Consider the following 15,139-nt stretch of genomic DNA (forward strand, 5'->3'; position numbering starts at 1 on the left):
CGACGCGACCACGATCAAGGCATACGGCCTGCTCGATCTCTCCGCCGGCATCGTCGATGCGAAGGATGCTTTCAGGGTCGTGCTTCAGGTGAAGAACGTGCTCGACACCAGCTTTGCCTCGGCAATCACCAGCGGCGGGCCCGGTGGCGCCTATCGCTACATCATCCCGCGCGAGGCGGATCGCTACGCCGGCATCACTGCAAGGCTGAACTTTTGACGGAAACGGTACAGACCTCCTCGACCCCCTCGCCCGCCCATTCCAAGGCGCGCTGGGTGGTCGTGGCGCTCGTGTTCTTCGCGATCATGCTGAACTACGTCGACCGGCAAATCCTGGCGCTGCTGAAGCCGACGCTGGAAAAGGAATTCGCCTGGTCGGATCAGGATTACGGCAACATGGCGTCGGCGTTCCAGTTCGCCGCCGCGGTCGCGTTCCTCGGGACCGGCTGGTTCATCGACCGGGTGGGCCTCCGCATCGGCTTCGCGGCAGGCGTGTTCGTGTGGAGCCTCGCCGGCATGGCGCACGCTTTCGTCTCGGGCGTGACCGGGTTCATCGGCGCGCGCGTCGTGCTGGGTGCGGCGGAGTCGATCGGCACACCCGCCGCGGTCAAATCCGCTGCGACCTATTTCGGGCCCAAGGACCGCTCGATCGCGCTGGGGATCGGCAACACCGCGCCCAATGTCGGTGCGGTCATAACCCCGCTCGTCATCCCGGCGCTGGCGATCGCGTTCGGCTGGCGCGCGGCGTTCCTCGTCGCTGGTGGCCTCGGGCTGGTCTGGGTCGTCGCGTGGTTCGCGTTCAAGATGCCCGCCGCGATCGCCGAGACCGGTGGCCCTGCGCCGATCCGCTGGATCGACCTGTTCAAGGATCGCCGGACGCTCGCCATCGCGGTCGCCAAGGTGCTGTCGGATCAAGTGTGGTTCTTCATGCTGTCGTGGCTGCCCGATCTGTTCCACCGGCTGTTCGGACTACCGCAGGGACAGGTCGGACTCCCGTCGCGCTCGTCTATGCGCTCGCGGCCTGTGGTGCGCTCACCGGGGGCTGGTTGCCGACCCGGCTGATGGCGCACGGCTGGAGCCTCGATCGTGCGCGAAAATCCACGTTGCTGCTGTACGCGCTGCTGATCCTGCCGGTGCCGATCGTGCTGTCGCTGCAAAGCCCTTGGACCGCCGCGCTGGTGCTCGGGCTCGGGCTGTTCGCGCATCAGGGGTTCTCGACCAACGTCTTCGCGCTGACCACCGACGTCATGCCGGCGCGGTCGGTCGGGTCGACGATCGGGATCGCCGCGTTCTGCGGCAATATGGGATCGATCGGCATGATCCAGCTGTCCGCCTGGTCGCTCGGCCACGGCTTCGGCTATGCGCCGATGCTGGCGATCTGTGCGTGCAGCTGTTTGCTGGCGCTGGGGTTCATCCAGCTGCTTATCCCGCGGATCGAACCGGCCCGGTAGAGTCGCGGCGGATCAGTTCGAACGGCACTTCGATCCGCTTCACCGCGAACTCCGCGGCGAGCAAGAGGTCGGCCGCCGTGTAGCCGAGCGTCCGCGTGGGCTGGCGGATCGTCGTCAGCGCGGGCCACACGAACCGCGAAATCGCGTCGTCGCCAAAGCCCGCGATCGACAGGTCGGTGGGTACCGACAGCCCGCGGCGGTGCGCGACGCTGAGGACGCCCGCGGCCATGTCGTCGTTTGAGGCGAAGATCGCGGTGGGCGGCAGGCGGAGCGCGAGCAGCGCTTCCGTCGCGTCCGCACCGGATGCGAAGTCATAGTCCCCACCGCGCACCAGAACGGGATCGAACGCGATTTCAGCCTCGTCGAGCGCAGCGCGATAGCCCGCCAGTCGCTGCGCGCTGGTCGCATAACTCGCATGCCCCGTGATGAAGCCGATCCGCCGGTGGCCAAGCGCCAGCAGATGCCGGGTCATCACGGTCGCAGCACCGACATTGTCGATGAACACCGATGCGGTGAGATCGAGATCGGTCCCCGGCGAAACACGGACGAACCGCATCTTCCGGCGCGCCATCAGCGCCAGTATTTCGGGATAGTCGGTTGCGGGCGGCGTCAGGATTAGTCCGTCGACACCCGACCCGTCGATCAGGCTCTCGATATCGTCGATCAACCGGTCGGAGTCGTGGTCGTAGGGCTGCGCGATCATCCGCACGCCGTCGAGCAGACAGCGATCGCGGATGCCGGACTGCATCTCGTAGACGTAATACGGGCTGGGATTGTCGCAGGCGAGCGCGATCTGGAAGCTGCGATGCCCCGCCAGCGTCCGCGCCGCCATGTTCGGCCGGTATTTGAGCGTCGCAAACGCCGCCGTCACCCGCGCCCGCGTCGCCTCCGAAACGCGAGGCTCGTTGTTGAGCACGCGCGAGACCGTCTTGATCGAAACGCCGGCAAGCAGCGACACGTCGTTGATAGTTGGCCGCACGCTGCTCTCCCTCGCGCGTGCTGGATGGAGAAATAACGCAACAGCGTCAAAGCAAACTGGCCTGAGCCCGGCGAGGTTCGCAACTAGTTGCTGGATCGGTGCAAGGACGACACAGCCGACGGGCTTCGATCGAGCGAACGATCCCTGTCGAAACGAAATACCGACAAATAAAAAACTATTTTGGCAATTAGATGAAACCGTTAAGGTTTTCATCCTATTATGATGGCGCAAGGAGTACCGTGTGCGCGACCATCAGGAAGAAGCCAGGCTCGACGCTCTGTACCAGCTCAAGCTGCTCGACACCTCGCCGACCGAGAGCTTCGACCGGATTACCCGGATGGCGAGCCAGATCTTCGGCCTGCCTGTTGCCGCGGTTTCCCTGACCGATCGCGACCGGCAATGGTTCAAATCGCGGGTTGGCGTGGATCATACCAGCATTCCCCGCGACCGAGCGCCCTGTGCCCAGGTCACCGAATCGAACGCATTGCTGGTGATCGAAGATCTTCACGCCGATCCCTGTTACGCCGAAAGCGTCCTGGGTCGCGCGGGAACCCGATTTTATGCGGGAGCGCCGCTGATCACCAGCAGCGGCTACGGCCTGGGCGCGCTGTGCGTCCTGGGGACCGAACCGAGGCAGGCGACGCCGGGGGAGTTGGCCGCGCTCGTCGATCTTGCCGCGATGGTGATGGCCCAGATCGAGTTGCAGCACGCGTTCGGGCATTTGGATCCGATCAGCGGGCTACCCACCCGTACCCAGTTCCGCGATGATCTCATCGACCTTGCCCGCGATCATCCGGGCGAACGGCGGCTTGCCGTGGTGGTGGACCTGGCACGCGACGACCAGATCAGCCGGATTACCCGGGTCCTGGGCGGTGCTCGCGTCGACGAGATGATCCGCGAGGCGACCCAGTCGCTGCTCAAGGTGCTCGAACCGACGCGGTCGGCCTATCATGTCGGCCCTGCGCAGCTGGCGTTTCTGTCGCCGCCGGGCATCGAGCAGACCGCCTATCTGCAGGCGCTCCAGTCCGAGTTCGAGCTGATCCGGGCGTCGTCCTCGGTCCGGTTCGTCACCAACGTCGCGATCGGCGTACGTCCGTTCGTCCTCGGCGAGATGCCGGCCGACGACGTGTTGCGCGGTGCTGCCAGCGCGGCGCAGGACGCGCGAGGCGCAGACGGCGCGATCGCGCTCTATTCGTCGTCGAGCGATACCGCGCACCAGCGGCAATACAGCCTGCTCCGCGACTTCGGCACGGCGCTGGAGATGACCGACCAGCTTCGCCTCGTCTATCAGCCGCGGATCGACCTGAAGACCGGCAGGTGTGTCGGCGCCGAGGCGCTGTTGCGGTGGCAGCATCCTGAGCTGGGCGACGTCTCCCCGGCCGAGTTCATTCCGCTTATCGAACAGACCTCGCTGGCGCGACAGACTACGAAATGGGTGCTCGACGCGGCGATGGAGCAACTCGGCGATTGGGGCGCCACGGTCGCGCTGTCGGTGAACATTTCCGCCGCCAATCTCGCCGAGGCCGATTTCGTCCAGCGTATCCAGCTCGGCCTGCTGAAGCGCGGTTTACGCCCCGACCAGCTGGAGATCGAGCTTACCGAGAGCGCGATCATGGAACAGCCGGACAAGGCCATGGCTGTGCTGCGCGCGTTGGATGCGGCAGGCATCCGCCTTGCGATCGACGATTTCGGGACGGGCCATAGCAGCCTGGCCTATCTCCAGCAGCTGCCGGCCCGGGTCCTCAAGATCGATCAGGCGTTTATCCGCAATCTCACCGAACCGAGCGGGCCCGACTTTGTGCTCGTCGAGACGATGATCGGCCTTGCCCACCGGCTTGGCTATCTGGTGGTCGCGGAGGGGATCGAGACGGCCGAAGCCGCTGCCATCTTGACGGAATTGCAGTGCGAGGAGGCGCAGGGATTCTGGTTCGCGCGGCCGATGGAAGCCGAGCAGTTCGCCGAATGGCTGGAGGAGCGTCAGGGTACGCCCTCGCTGTTGGTCGCGTAGGACGCTTCGCACGAAGCCGAGGCGATCTAGCAAGACGATCCGCGGTGCGAGGCGGAAGAGAGAACGTCAAACCGCCCTCCCCGGCTTTCCTGATTGACGCAGTGCAGCATAAAACCTACCTGCCCGCGCTCAGGACGCTAAGCCCTACCAGGCGCAGCTTCAGCTCAGCGCTGGAGGCGCCGCGTGACAATGACCATGACTTTTGCCGATCTCTCGCTCGCGCCCACCTTGCTGCAGGCGCTCGCCGAAGAGGGCTATACCCACCCGACGCCGATCCAGGCGCAGTCGATCCCGATGCTGCTGGACGGCCGCGACATGCTCGGCATGGCGCAGACCGGCACCGGCAAGACCGCGGCGTTCGCGCTGCCGCTGCTCCACCGCCTTGCCGCCAACCCTCGCCCGGCGCCGAAGGGTGGCGCGCGCGTGCTGGTCCTCGCACCGACGCGCGAACTGGTGTCGCAGATCGCCGCCGGCTTCGAGAGCTTCGGCCGGCACATCAAGCCTAGCGTGATGACCATCTTCGGCGGCGTCAGCCAGTTCCACCAGGTCAAGGCGCTCGAGGCCGGTGTCGACATCATCGTCGCCGCGCCGGGCCGCCTGCTCGATCTGGTCGAGCAGGGCCTTTGCGACCTGTCGCAGCTCGAGGCGCTGGTGCTCGACGAGGCCGACCAGATGCTCGACATGGGCTTCGCCAAGCCGATCGAGCGGATCGTTGCGACGCTGCCGGCGGATCGCCACACGCTGCTGTTCTCGGCGACGATGCCGAAGTCGATCGCCGCGCTGGCCGAGAGCCTGTTGCGCGATCCGGCCAAGGTCGAGATCGCACCGCCCTCGACCACGGTCGACCGGATCGACCAGTCGGTGATGTTCCTCGACGCGGCCGACAAGAAGGCGGCGCTGCTGGCATTGTTGCAGACGCCGAATATGGGCCAGGCGGTCGTCTTCACGCTGCAGAAGAACATCGCCAACGACGTCTGTGCGTTCATCGGCGAGGCAGGCATCACCGCAGAGGCGCTGCACGGCAACAAGTCGCAGGGCCAGCGCGAGCGTGCGCTCGACGCGTTCCGTGCCGGCACCGTGCAGGTGCTCGTCGCGACCGACATTGCCGCGCGCGGGATCGACGTCGACACGGTGACGCACGTGTTCAACCACGATCTGCCGAGCCTGCCGGAAAGCTATGTCCACCGCATCGGCCGTACCGGCCGTGCCGGGCGCAGCGGCTTCGCGATCACCTTGTGCGATGCCGAGCAGCGCGCGTGGCTGCACGATGTCGAGCGCGAGATCGGGCGCACCCTGACCGTGCAGGACGACCACGAATGGCATTGCGAAATCGCGCGTCACTCGACCAAGCGCGCGCCGGTGCTGGGCGGCGGTCCGGTCAAGCAGATCAAGCCTGCCAAGCCCGCGCGCGAGCGCAAGGTGTGGACCGAGGAAGAGAAGCTCGCCGCGCGGATGGCCGCCAAGGCTGCCTGACGGAACGATACGAGACACGAGGGACGGCGTCGGGCTTTGGGTGCGGATCGGCCGATCGCACCTGCTCGGCGCGTTCATCGCAAACGGTAACGCGCCACCGATCCGAACACCGCCAGTTGCACGACCAGGATCGCGACCGCGTCGCCCACCTCGCCCAGCGACGCGCCCATCTGGTTGAGCGGCACGAAGATGTGCGTCGCCGGGGTGACGGGGATCATCCAGGCGATCGCCTGGACCCAGGCGGGCATCGCGAACAGCGGCCACGCGAACCCCGACAGGAACACGAACGGGATCGACGTCGGGATGAGCAGTTTCAGCGCATCGTTGCCGCTCCTCACCATGCTGCCGATCGTCAGCGCGAGTGCGGACACGGTCGCGGCGAACAGCGGCACGGTCAGGAGCAGCGCGGGGATGTTGCCGCCGTGCGGAATGTCCTGCAGCCAGTAGATCAGGCCGAAATAGAACAGCGCGCCGAGCGTGCCGATCGTCGTGCACGCAGCCCACACGCCGAGGAACATCCCGCGGTGCCAGCGGCCCGTGCGGCGGCGCTCGGCGATCAGGCGTGCGACTGAAAACAAGAGCGTCTGCTGCAGGATGATGTTGGCAACCGCAGGGAAGATATAGTCGCGATAGCCCTCGGTCGTGTTGAACAGCGGACGGGTGACGACCGGTGTGACCGGCACTGCGACCGATCCCGCGAGACCCGACAGGCGCCCTTCGAGTGTTGCGCCGATCGCCGCCCCGACCGTCTTCCCCACCGCCTCCGCGCGAAGCAGGTAGGCGCCGTTGAGCCACACCGCGATGCCGCCGCCGGGTCGCCCTTCGATCACCGCCGAACCCAGATCGTGCGGGATCAGCAGGATGCCCTCGGCTTGCCGGTTGCGGACGAGCGCTCGTGCCGCGACCATGTCGGATACGTTGGCGGCGATCTCCACCTCGTGCGCGGCGCCGAGGTTGCGGACGATGGCGCGCGAGACGGCACTGCGATCCGCATCGACGACGACGATCGGCAGGCGCTCGACGACCTGATGCGCATAGGGCGCCGGATAGTAGAAAGCGTAGAACAGCACCGAGATCACCGCGACCGCGACCAGATCGCGCGTCCGCAGGATTTCGAGCAGCGCGCCTTCGAAGGCCTGGCGGAAACTCATGCCGAGTTGCGCGCCCGCCGCCGCAGCAGCAGCGCCGCGCCGCCGCCCGCGACCAAAGCCGACAGCATCAGGATCGCCGCTTGCTTCGCCCAGATCGCGCCGTCCACTCCGATCGTCTGGTCCATCTCGAGCGTGACAAAATGGGTGAGCGGCAGGATCGCGCTCCATATCCGCGCAACCGCGATACCGCCGGTGATGGGCAGCGACGCACCCGAATAGGCAAGCGCGGACCCCGCATAGATCACGCTCGCGGACAGGCTGGTGGCGACCTCGCCGGTCAATGCGATGAGCAACGTCGAGATCGCCGCGGTCGCGACGAACAGCAACAGCCCGCCGAAAGCGACGAGCCCGATCGCACCGGTAAAGGCGAATCCCTGCCCCAGGGTTAGCCACAGCAACCACAGGCATAGCCAGAGCGTGCCGATCGCGACATGCGGCAACAGGCGACCCGCCGCCGCCATCGCAGGGACACCGACCCGGACCGCCCAAGGACCCATCGACCCGTCGACCAGCTCGCGCCCCAGCGATGCGGCGCACGTCACGGCGATCAGCAGATGCAGGATCGCGGGACCGATCAGCAGGCCGAGATACCATTCGAGACTGGCGGACGGATTGCCGAGGAGCGTCACCTGTACGCCCGGCAGCGGCACCCTGAGCAGCGCGATACCTGCAACGCCGGCGTTGGCAGGCGCCTGTCTCGCCAGGTCCGCCGTGATCGTCGCCTGGAGCAGCGCAGAGGTCAGCGCGCCGGTCGACAGAAACGCGGTCTGGTAGAAGATCTCGATCGTGCGCGGGGTCGCCGCCGTCCGCGCGCCGCCCAGACCGGATGGAAGCACGGCCACCGCGATCGCCCGTTCGCGCCGGATCGCCGAAAACCCTTCCGACAGGCTGGATACGTCATCGACGATCGTCAGCGCATCGACCGCGCCGATCGCGCGGACGATCGATCGGGAGGCGACGCTGCGATCCTGGTCGACGATCACCACGCCAAGGCCATGCGGCGAGCCCGCGACAGCATCCCGCCCATCACGACGAGGCAGATCAGCGGCACCAGCGTCAGCAGGGCGAGATCGAACCGATCGCGCCAGAGATGCGCGAGCTCCTCGGCCAGCGCCCGCCGGAACGCGCTCATCGCGGCCAGTCGAACAGCACGCTCATGCCCGGACGCAGCGCCGCGACCCGTTCTACCGGCCGCAGCTGGACCGCAAACGCGCGGACGTCGTAGCCGCTCGACTGCCGCGTCGCGCGGACCGTCGCGAACGCGCCTTCGGGCGCGATATGCGTGATACGGAACCGGACGTCGCGACCGAGCGCCGGGACGTGGCCGACCAGGATGCCGCCCGGACGGACGCCCGCATATTGGCTCTCGCGCACCGTGATCTCGACGTGCGGATGGTCGATGTCGATCACCTGATAGGCAGGCAGCACAGGACTGACGATCTCACCCGGCTGGAGCAATTTGCGTGAGATCTCACCGTCGATCGGCGACACCAGCCGCGTCTCGGTCATCAGCGATCGAGCCGTCGACAACCCCGCCTGCGCGATCCGGACCTGCGCCGCCGCAGCCTGCTTGTCCTCGCGACGGGGCCCGGCCAGCGCCTTCTCATGTGCAGCCGCGCGAGCCTCGGCCGACATCCGGCTGCTGTCGCGCGCGGCATGTGCCTCGTCGCGTCGCTGGGCCGCGACGACCCCTTCGGCATAGAGCGTGTCCGCGCGGCGGCTCGACGTCGCGGCGAGATCCGCCGCGGCCTGCGCCGATTGCCAGATCGCGCGGAGCGACCCGACATCCTCGCTGCGCGCGCCGGCCTGTGCCACCGCATCAAGCGCCCGCGCGGTATCGAGCGCGCCCTGTGCCTGGCGTTCGGCATTGCCCAGTTCGGGGCTCGACAGCGTCGCGAGCACCTGTCCCGCTTTCACCCGCGCGCCCTCGTCGACGAGCAACCGGTCCACGCGGGCCAGCGCCTTGGTCGCGACGTTGACGCTGTCCGCCTCAACCATGCCCTGGATCTGCTCGGGTCCCGGACGGCTCGCGAGCCACAAGCCGATGCCCACAATCGCGACCACAACGATCAGGCCGACATAGAGCAGCACGCGCGCACGGCGGCTCGGCGGGGCGGTGGGATCGCTCATCGGTCGGTTCCGTAGGTGAGGCGCTGGTCGGCCTGGGCGAGGTGCGCACCGAACGCGTCGAGCCGGCTGGCCGAAGCGAGCAGCCCGGCGAGCGCGAGGTCGTATTCATAGGCGACGGCAATACGTTGGGCTTCGGCCGTATCGAGAGCTGCCTGCGCGGCGATCACCGGCGTCGCGGTCCCCTCGCCTTCGCGAAACGCGACCGCCTGTACGCGGACGTTCTCGCGCGCCGCAACCATGCTGCTGTCGAGCAGTACGAACGATCGGCGGGCGCCCTCGACGAGATTATACGCGCGGATCGTCGCGCTGGTGGCGATCCGGCGGGCTTCGGCCGCGGTATCCGCGGCGGCAGCGGCCTGCGAGCGCGCTGCGTCCTCGGTCCGCCTGCGGTCGATGTTCGAGAGGATGGTGTAGCGAACGCCGACGCCCGCGATCCAGTCCGGCTCGATCGGCAGCGCGTTGGAGCGGTTGAAATTATATTCGCCGAATGCATAGGCCTGCGGCAACCGGCGCGACCGGGCCAGCGCGACACCGGCGTCGGCGATCTGCCGCCCGGCATCCGCGGTCCGTGCCTCCGGTGCCGTGCCCTCGCTGCCGAGATAGGTCTCGACCGGCGCGAGCGGACGCGTCTGCACGAACAACGCGGTCGTCGGCACGACATTGCCGTCGATCTCGAGCAGCCGGGCGAGTTCGTCGCGCGCGGTCGCGCTGGACAGGTCGGCACGCTGATAGGTGCGCTCGGCGGTGTCGCGGGCGACCTGCACCTCCAGCGTCCGGGCACGCGGAATGACCCCCGCCGCCTCCAGCTTGCGCAGATCCGACAGGATCTTATCGAGCGCATCGCGGCTGCGGCGGGCGGCTTCGAGCAGCCCAGCGGCGGCCTGTTGCCCGAAATAGGCGCGGATCAGGTTGATCCGCGCCAGATCGATCACTTGCGCGCGGCGTCCCTCGGCCATCGCGACGCCGCCTTGCGCCGCGCGCTGGATCGCCGGGATCGCGCCGCCGGTATAGAGAGGCATCGCCGCCTGTACGGTCGGCCGAAACACCTCGTCGCGGAAGCGGTAGCTGAGCTGGTCGGGGATCGCATCGAACAGCCCCGGCAGCGCCTGCGACAGCCGCCCGGTGATCTCGCTCGCGATCTGCTGAAACGCCGGAGGCACGCTACCGGGAAATGCCGCGAGGAAATCCTGGGTGTTGCCCAGTGCATTGCCCTTGGCCCCCGCGAGATCGACCGACAGCGTCTTCTCGTAGACGAGATACTGCACCGACGCGGTGACGATCGGTCGGTGCAGCGTCCGCATCGCGTCCGCCCCCGCCTTCGCCGCATCGACACCGTGATCGGCGGCGCTGAGTGCGCGCGACGTCCGATCCAACCGCATCTGCGCCGCGTCGAAGCTGAGCGCCGTCTGCGCCTCGGCAGTCGACGAAAGGCACGCCGTCAGCGCGACCGCCATCGACCAGTCCCACTTTCCCCCACCCGTATCGCCCTCGAATCCTCGCCCGCGATGACCCTAGCAAAGCAATTCGCGGGACGCGACGGGTAAGCCAGCAGGACTGCCCATGGCCGCGAAATGCGCGGTGGCGGGCGTCGCGTCTTTGACCGCCGGTCAACGCAACCCTTGTCCGCGATCAACGCCTGCTCGGTACTGCAGGCGTAGCCCGGCCGCCTTGGATTACAGGAGCCGGACCATGACATCGTCGATCAAGAACCTCGCCATCGGTGCGGCATGCGCGGGCATGATCGTGGCCGCACCTGCTTTTGCGCAGACCGATCCGGCCCCGCGTCGAGGCATCGCCGCAGGCGACGTGCTGGTGCGCGTACGGACGATCCTGGTCGCGCCGAACGAAAAGTCCGGCAGCATCCTGCCCGCATTTCCCGGCGAGCGTGTCGGCGTGAACGACAGTTTCATGCCCGAGGTCGACGTCACCTACATGGCGACCGATCACATCGGCTTCGAACTGATCGCGTCGACCACCAAGCATCACGCCGATGGCCGCACCGGCACGACCGGCTCGATCGGCAAGCTCGCCTCGACATGGGTATTGCCGCCGACGCTGACCGCGCAATATCATGTGAACCCGACCGGCAAGGTCCGCCCCTATGTCGGTGCCGGGCTCAACTACACGATCTTCTGGAACGAAAAGGCGTCCGACGGCCTCGTCGCGGCGGTCGCATCGACCGATGTCCACATGAAGGACAGCTTCGGCTGGGCGGCACAGGCCGGCGTCGATATCGACATCGCGCCGAAGGTGTTCCTGAACCTCGACGTCAAATACATCGATATCGACACGACCGCGCGGCTGCGAACGACGGCAGCCGGCACGCAGCGCGTCGCGATCAGCCTCGACCCTCTGGTGTTCGGCGTCGGGCTCGGCATACGACTCTGACGGCCGATCCTCCGCGAGTGCCTCGTTTCCGAGGCATTCGCCTCACCGCGACTTAATGACCCGCTTACTAGGGCGACCGTCGCACCGACCCGCGGATTTTAAGCGAGTTTTCACTCTCGGCCATACCAACGCGCCCGTCCCGCGGCATCGATCGGTAGCGCGGCGGTCGCGACGAGCTCTGACGCGATCGCGAGTTGCCGATCGCACAGCGCGACCATTGCCGGACGGTGGCTGACCATCACGAGCCCCTGCCCCGTTCTCGCCAACCGAGCCGACAAGCGTTCAGCGACGCGCCGCTCGGTGGCGGCATCCAGTCCTTCGGTCGGCTCGTCGAGCAGCAGCCACGGCGCGGGGACGAGGTATGCACGGGCGAGCGCCAGCCGCCGCCGCTCACCGCCCGACAGCCGCACACCGTGCTCGCCGATCCAGCTGTCGAGGCCGTCCGAAGCGCTCCGACGACGTCGGCCAGCGCGACGTCGTCGAGGACCGCCCACATCGCCGCATCGTCGGTCAGCGGATCGCAGAGCGCGAGGTGTCGCGGATGGTACCGGCCAACAGCGCCGCATCCTGCGGAGCCCAGCCGAACGTCGCACGACGGGTGGAGAGCGGGATGCGGGCGACGTCCCTGCCGTCGATGAACGCGGTACCCGGCTCGACCGACCGCAGACCGAGCAGGCTTTCTACAAGCGTGGTCTTGCCCGTCCCCGATGCGCCGACCAGCGCGGCGCGTATTTCGGCGGGCAGATGCGTACCAAGCAGGTCGAGCGACGGGTCGCCGATACACGCGATCGCGTCACCCTGCTCGACCGCATCCGGCAGCAGATCGTCGAGCCGCGCGGTCGCCTCGCGCACCGCGCTCCGTTGGGCAAGGCTGCGCAGCACCGGGCCCGCGCCGTCGATCGTCATTACGGCCGCCAGCGCGCGCTAATGCCGCGATCGGCGCCCCAAAGGATGCGGCGAGCAGCAACGCTGCAAGACCTGCCATGCCGAGGGCTACCGCCTGGATGAACTCGAACCAGCCCGCGGCGCGAGGCCTGCGCGCGTTGCGCCTCCGCCAGACGCCGGCTCTTCGCGTCGACCGCGGCCATTGCCTGCACCTCGACTCCGTAGCAGCGAAGTTCCGCAGCGGCATCGGCCACGCCGGCAAAGGCCTCCTTCAACGCCCCGGTCGCGCGCTGCACCTCGCGCCCGGGCGCTTCTAGGCGTCGAGCGAGCAAGGTCGCGAACGCAAGGAGGCCGGCTAAGCACAGCAGGAGCGCCACCGCCGGTCGCCACCCGCCAACGACGCACAGAGCCAAGCCGCTCGCGAGCGCCGCGATCATACCCGGCGCTGCAGGAGGCGGACGAACTGCGCCTCGACGACGTTCACGTCCTGCACGATCCGCGCGGTCGCTTCGCCTTGCGTCAACGCCAGCGCATGATCCGAAGGGCCCCTCGCCAGACCGAGGAACAGCGCAGGCCGGATGCGGGCGAGCGCGCCAAACGCCGCGTCGTGGCTAGCGAGCCGCTCGCCATAACGCCCTGCGGTGCGGAGGATCGCGAGCAGGCGGATGCCGGCGCTCGGCAGCATGTAGTTGAAGCCCTGCGCGGCGATCGTTCCCGCCAGCCCGGCGACCGCTGCGGCCGTGATGAACCAGCCCGACAGCCCAAGCAGAACGACCGATGCGATCGCAACGACCGCCGCATAGCCACCCGCACGCCACAGGCCGCGCCGTTGCAGCCGTCGCTCCTCGGCGATCAGCGTATAGAACGCAGTCATGTCCGCTCTCCCAGGTCGATCACGACGTCGGCGATCGCGGCCAACCGCGCGCTGTGCGTCGCGATGATCGTGGTGCGCCCGACACAGGCGCGCGCGATTGCCTCGACCAGGCGAGCTTCAGAGTCCGCATCGAGATGCGCGGTCGGCTCGTCGAGCAGGAGGACGGGTGCCGGCTTCAACAGCGCACGGGCGAGCCCGATCCGGCGACGCTCTCCCCGACAAGCCGCTGCCCCGCGCATCGATCACCGCCCCCAACCCGCCACGCGCCAGCAGCATCGGCGATAGGCCCGCGACACGCGCGACCTCGGCGATCCGCTCGGCCGATGCGGTCGGGTCGGCGAGCGCGATGTTCGAACCGATCGTCCCGGGGAGGATCAGCGGCGATTGCCCCATCCACGCAGCGATCGGTGCTATGCTGCCGATCTGCGCAAGGTCGAGCACCGCGTCTGCTCCCCTCCCTAAAAGGGAGCCGTTGGGAGTGGGTTGGCCAATTTTGGCCGCCGACGACGGATCATGCGGAAGCCGACCCACCCCGGCCCCTCCCTTTCAGGGAGGGGAAGGCGTGCCGATCGTGATGCGGCCCTCTGACAAGGGGCGAGACCAAGCAGCAGATGCAGCAGGCTGCTCTTGCCGCTGCCCGAGGGGCCGACCAGTGCGACGATCATACCGGGTTTGGCCTCGAACGAGACGCCAGAGACAGCGGCACGGTCCTGGCCATCATAGCGGATCGAAACCGAGTCGAAGCAAATCGTCGGCGCGACGCCGGACCAGACGGGAACAGTAGGTGGCGGTGCTGCCTTGGCGCGCTCCACCTCCGCCAGCCGCTCTGCCGCCGTCTCCGCAGCCTGACGATCGTGATACGCCGCCGCTAGCCGTCGCATCGGCGCGTAGAATTCGGGAGCGAGCGCAAGCACGAAGAACGCGCGACCGATATCGAGTGTCTCGGGAACCGGAAACGGAAGCAGGCCCAGCAGATTGAACCCGGCATATACCGCGACGAGCGCGACCGACAGCGCGGCAAAGAACTCCAGCGCCCCCGACGACAGGAACGCGACGCGCAGCACGCGTATCGTTCGCTTCGCAAGATCCTCCGACGCATCGCCAAGCGCGGCGGCCTCGCGCCCTTCCGCGCGAAAGGCGAGTATGACCGGCAGCGCGCCGATCCGATCCGCGAACAGCCCCGACAACCGAGCAAGCGCGACGAACTGGCGCCGCGATGCATCCGCCGCGGCCCCGCCTGCGAGGATCATCGCCGCGAGAAACGGAAAGAATGTCGCCACCAGGATCCCCGCCGCGATCGGGCTCGCCACCGCAGTCGCGGCAAGCACGATCAGCGGCGCGATCGACGCCGCCATCCGTGCGGGCAGGAAGCGCGCGACATAGCCATCGATCGCATCCACCTCGTCCACCGCCGCGCTCATCAGTGTGCCCGTCGTCGCGTCCGATCCGGGCGCACGGTGAAGCGCGGCCTCCACGATCCGCCGCCGCAACCGCGTCTTTGCCCGGTACGCGCCACCCGCACCGACGCGCGCCGCCAGCATCGCGCAAGCACCGCGCCCAATGGCCGAGACACCCGCCAGCAGGGCCCAGGGCAGCATTGCCGCGACACCGTGCGGGACTGCGACGACGCCGCCCGCCAGCCCCGCCGCGAACCCGATCGCCGCCCCGGTATCGAGTAGGAGCAAGCTCGTCGACGTTCGTACACCGCCGCCGTCCGCGACCGCCGCTTTCAGATAGGCGCGGGAAACCTGGGCGCGGTCTTTGGCAATACTGCTCATGTCGACCGCAATCGGCGGACCGTCC

Annotated in this window: 15 protein-coding genes and 1 pseudogene; 5 read left to right on the forward strand and 11 right to left on the reverse strand. The window is 67.8% G+C overall.

Going from position 1 to position 15,139, the window contains the following annotated elements; genetic code table 11:
- The first annotated feature begins 303 nt into the window (after positions 1-303).
- Positions 304-1,448, forward strand: a pseudogene (locus tag AC0IX7_RS07100) (MFS transporter).
- Here the strand turns inward: AC0IX7_RS07100 and AC0IX7_RS07105 are convergent.
- A complete protein-coding gene (locus AC0IX7_RS07105) occupies positions 1,420-2,427 on the reverse strand; it encodes a LacI family DNA-binding transcriptional regulator (RefSeq protein ID WP_471810986.1) in 1,008 nt (335 codons plus the stop codon). The pseudogene AC0IX7_RS07100 and the gene AC0IX7_RS07105 overlap by 29 nt on opposite strands.
- A gap of 241 nt (positions 2,428-2,668) precedes the next feature.
- Between AC0IX7_RS07105 and AC0IX7_RS07110 the strand changes: the two genes are divergently transcribed.
- Entirely contained in the window at positions 2,669-4,435 is a 1,767-nt protein-coding gene (locus AC0IX7_RS07110; protein WP_471810987.1) for a putative bifunctional diguanylate cyclase/phosphodiesterase, read from the forward strand.
- 189 nt (positions 4,436-4,624) lie between these two features.
- Entirely contained in the window at positions 4,625-5,908 is a 1,284-nt protein-coding gene (locus AC0IX7_RS07115; protein ID WP_471813783.1) for a DEAD/DEAH box helicase, read from the forward strand.
- Between the two features lie 74 nt (positions 5,909-5,982).
- Here AC0IX7_RS07115 and AC0IX7_RS07120 read toward each other — a convergent pair whose 3' ends face one another.
- From AC0IX7_RS07120 to AC0IX7_RS07140, 5 genes are read right to left on the reverse strand one after another with little or no spacing between them, the layout of a single operon-like run.
- Positions 5,983-7,059, reverse strand: coding sequence for an ABC transporter permease (locus AC0IX7_RS07120; RefSeq protein WP_471810988.1), 1,077 nt, complete (start codon positions 7,057-7,059; stop codon positions 5,983-5,985).
- The gene (locus tag AC0IX7_RS07125) at positions 7,056-8,042 is read right to left on the reverse strand and encodes an ABC transporter permease (RefSeq protein WP_471810989.1); all 987 of its coding nucleotides are present in this window, start codon (positions 8,040-8,042) and stop codon (positions 7,056-7,058) included. The genes AC0IX7_RS07120 and AC0IX7_RS07125 overlap by 4 nt, the downstream gene beginning before the upstream one ends.
- Positions 8,039-8,191 (reverse strand): hypothetical protein, encoded by a 153-nt coding sequence (locus tag AC0IX7_RS07130; RefSeq protein WP_471810990.1) that lies wholly within the window; start codon positions 8,189-8,191, stop codon positions 8,039-8,041. The genes AC0IX7_RS07125 and AC0IX7_RS07130 overlap by 4 nt, the downstream gene beginning before the upstream one ends.
- Entirely contained in the window at positions 8,188-9,189 is a 1,002-nt protein-coding gene (locus AC0IX7_RS07135) for an HlyD family secretion protein (RefSeq protein ID WP_471810991.1), read from the reverse strand. Before AC0IX7_RS07135 ends, AC0IX7_RS07130 begins: the two co-directional genes overlap by 4 nt.
- Positions 9,186-10,643 (reverse strand): TolC family protein, encoded by a 1,458-nt coding sequence (locus AC0IX7_RS07140; RefSeq protein WP_471810992.1) that lies wholly within the window; start codon positions 10,641-10,643, stop codon positions 9,186-9,188. The genes AC0IX7_RS07135 and AC0IX7_RS07140 overlap by 4 nt, the downstream gene beginning before the upstream one ends.
- 235 nt (positions 10,644-10,878) lie before the next feature.
- Between AC0IX7_RS07140 and AC0IX7_RS07145 the strand changes: the two genes are divergently transcribed.
- Positions 10,879-11,577, forward strand: coding sequence for an OmpW/AlkL family protein (locus AC0IX7_RS07145; protein WP_471810993.1), 699 nt, complete (start codon positions 10,879-10,881; stop codon positions 11,575-11,577).
- Between the two features lie 110 nt (positions 11,578-11,687).
- On the opposite strand, the gene AC0IX7_RS07150 is transcribed toward AC0IX7_RS07145, so the two are convergent.
- Positions 11,688-12,071 (reverse strand): ATP-binding cassette domain-containing protein, encoded by a 384-nt coding sequence (locus AC0IX7_RS07150; protein ID WP_471810994.1) that lies wholly within the window; start codon positions 12,069-12,071, stop codon positions 11,688-11,690.
- Between the two features lie 16 nt (positions 12,072-12,087).
- Entirely contained in the window at positions 12,088-12,483 is a 396-nt protein-coding gene (locus AC0IX7_RS07155) for an ATP-binding cassette domain-containing protein (protein ID WP_471810995.1), read from the reverse strand.
- 77 nt (positions 12,484-12,560) lie between these two features.
- Between AC0IX7_RS07155 and AC0IX7_RS07160 the strand changes: the two genes are divergently transcribed.
- On the forward strand, positions 12,561-12,779 hold the full coding sequence (locus AC0IX7_RS07160) for a hypothetical protein (protein ID WP_471810996.1): 219 nt from the start codon (positions 12,561-12,563) through the stop codon (positions 12,777-12,779).
- 116 nt (positions 12,780-12,895) lie between these two features.
- Here the strand turns inward: AC0IX7_RS07160 and AC0IX7_RS07165 are convergent, their stop codons facing one another.
- From AC0IX7_RS07165 to AC0IX7_RS07175, 3 genes are all read right to left on the reverse strand, one after another.
- A complete protein-coding gene (locus AC0IX7_RS07165) occupies positions 12,896-13,336 on the reverse strand; it encodes a hypothetical protein (RefSeq protein ID WP_471810997.1) in 441 nt (146 codons plus the stop codon).
- Positions 13,333-13,575, reverse strand: coding sequence for an AAA family ATPase (locus AC0IX7_RS07170; protein ID WP_471810998.1), 243 nt, complete (start codon positions 13,573-13,575; stop codon positions 13,333-13,335). The genes AC0IX7_RS07165 and AC0IX7_RS07170 overlap by 4 nt, the downstream gene beginning before the upstream one ends.
- A gap of 219 nt (positions 13,576-13,794) precedes the next feature.
- Positions 13,795-15,114, reverse strand: coding sequence for an ABC transporter transmembrane domain-containing protein (locus AC0IX7_RS07175; RefSeq protein WP_471810999.1), 1,320 nt, complete (start codon positions 15,112-15,114; stop codon positions 13,795-13,797).
- Positions 15,115-15,139 lie beyond the last annotated feature (25 nt).

It is taken from the genome of Sphingomonas sp. AC411 (assembly GCF_979253035.1).

Excerpts from the sequence above, each read along its gene's own strand:
- AC0IX7_RS07115 (WP_471813783.1), top strand. The coding sequence starts at position 4,625 with ATGACCATGACTTTTGCCGATCTCTCGCTCGCGCCCACCTTGCTGCAG.
- AC0IX7_RS07120 (WP_471810988.1), bottom strand. The coding sequence starts at position 7,059 with ATGAGTTTCCGCCAGGCCTTCGAAGGCGCGCTGCTCGAAATCCTGCGG.
- AC0IX7_RS07130 (WP_471810990.1), bottom strand. The coding sequence starts at position 8,191 with ATGAGCGCGTTCCGGCGGGCGCTGGCCGAGGAGCTCGCGCATCTCTGG.
- AC0IX7_RS07135 (WP_471810991.1), bottom strand. The coding sequence starts at position 9,189 with ATGAGCGATCCCACCGCCCCGCCGAGCCGCCGTGCGCGCGTGCTGCTC.
- AC0IX7_RS07140 (WP_471810992.1), bottom strand. The coding sequence starts at position 10,643 with ATGGCGGTCGCGCTGACGGCGTGCCTTTCGTCGACTGCCGAGGCGCAG.
- AC0IX7_RS07145 (WP_471810993.1), top strand. The coding sequence starts at position 10,879 with ATGACATCGTCGATCAAGAACCTCGCCATCGGTGCGGCATGCGCGGGC.
- AC0IX7_RS07155 (WP_471810995.1), bottom strand. The coding sequence starts at position 12,483 with ATGACGATCGACGGCGCGGGCCCGGTGCTGCGCAGCCTTGCCCAACGG.
- AC0IX7_RS07160 (WP_471810996.1), top strand. The coding sequence starts at position 12,561 with ATGCCGAGGGCTACCGCCTGGATGAACTCGAACCAGCCCGCGGCGCGA.
- AC0IX7_RS07165 (WP_471810997.1), bottom strand. The coding sequence starts at position 13,336 with ATGACTGCGTTCTATACGCTGATCGCCGAGGAGCGACGGCTGCAACGG.
- AC0IX7_RS07170 (WP_471810998.1), bottom strand. The coding sequence starts at position 13,575 with ATGCGCGGGGCAGCGGCTTGTCGGGGAGAGCGTCGCCGGATCGGGCTC.
- AC0IX7_RS07175 (WP_471810999.1), bottom strand. The coding sequence starts at position 15,114 with ATGAGCAGTATTGCCAAAGACCGCGCCCAGGTTTCCCGCGCCTATCTG.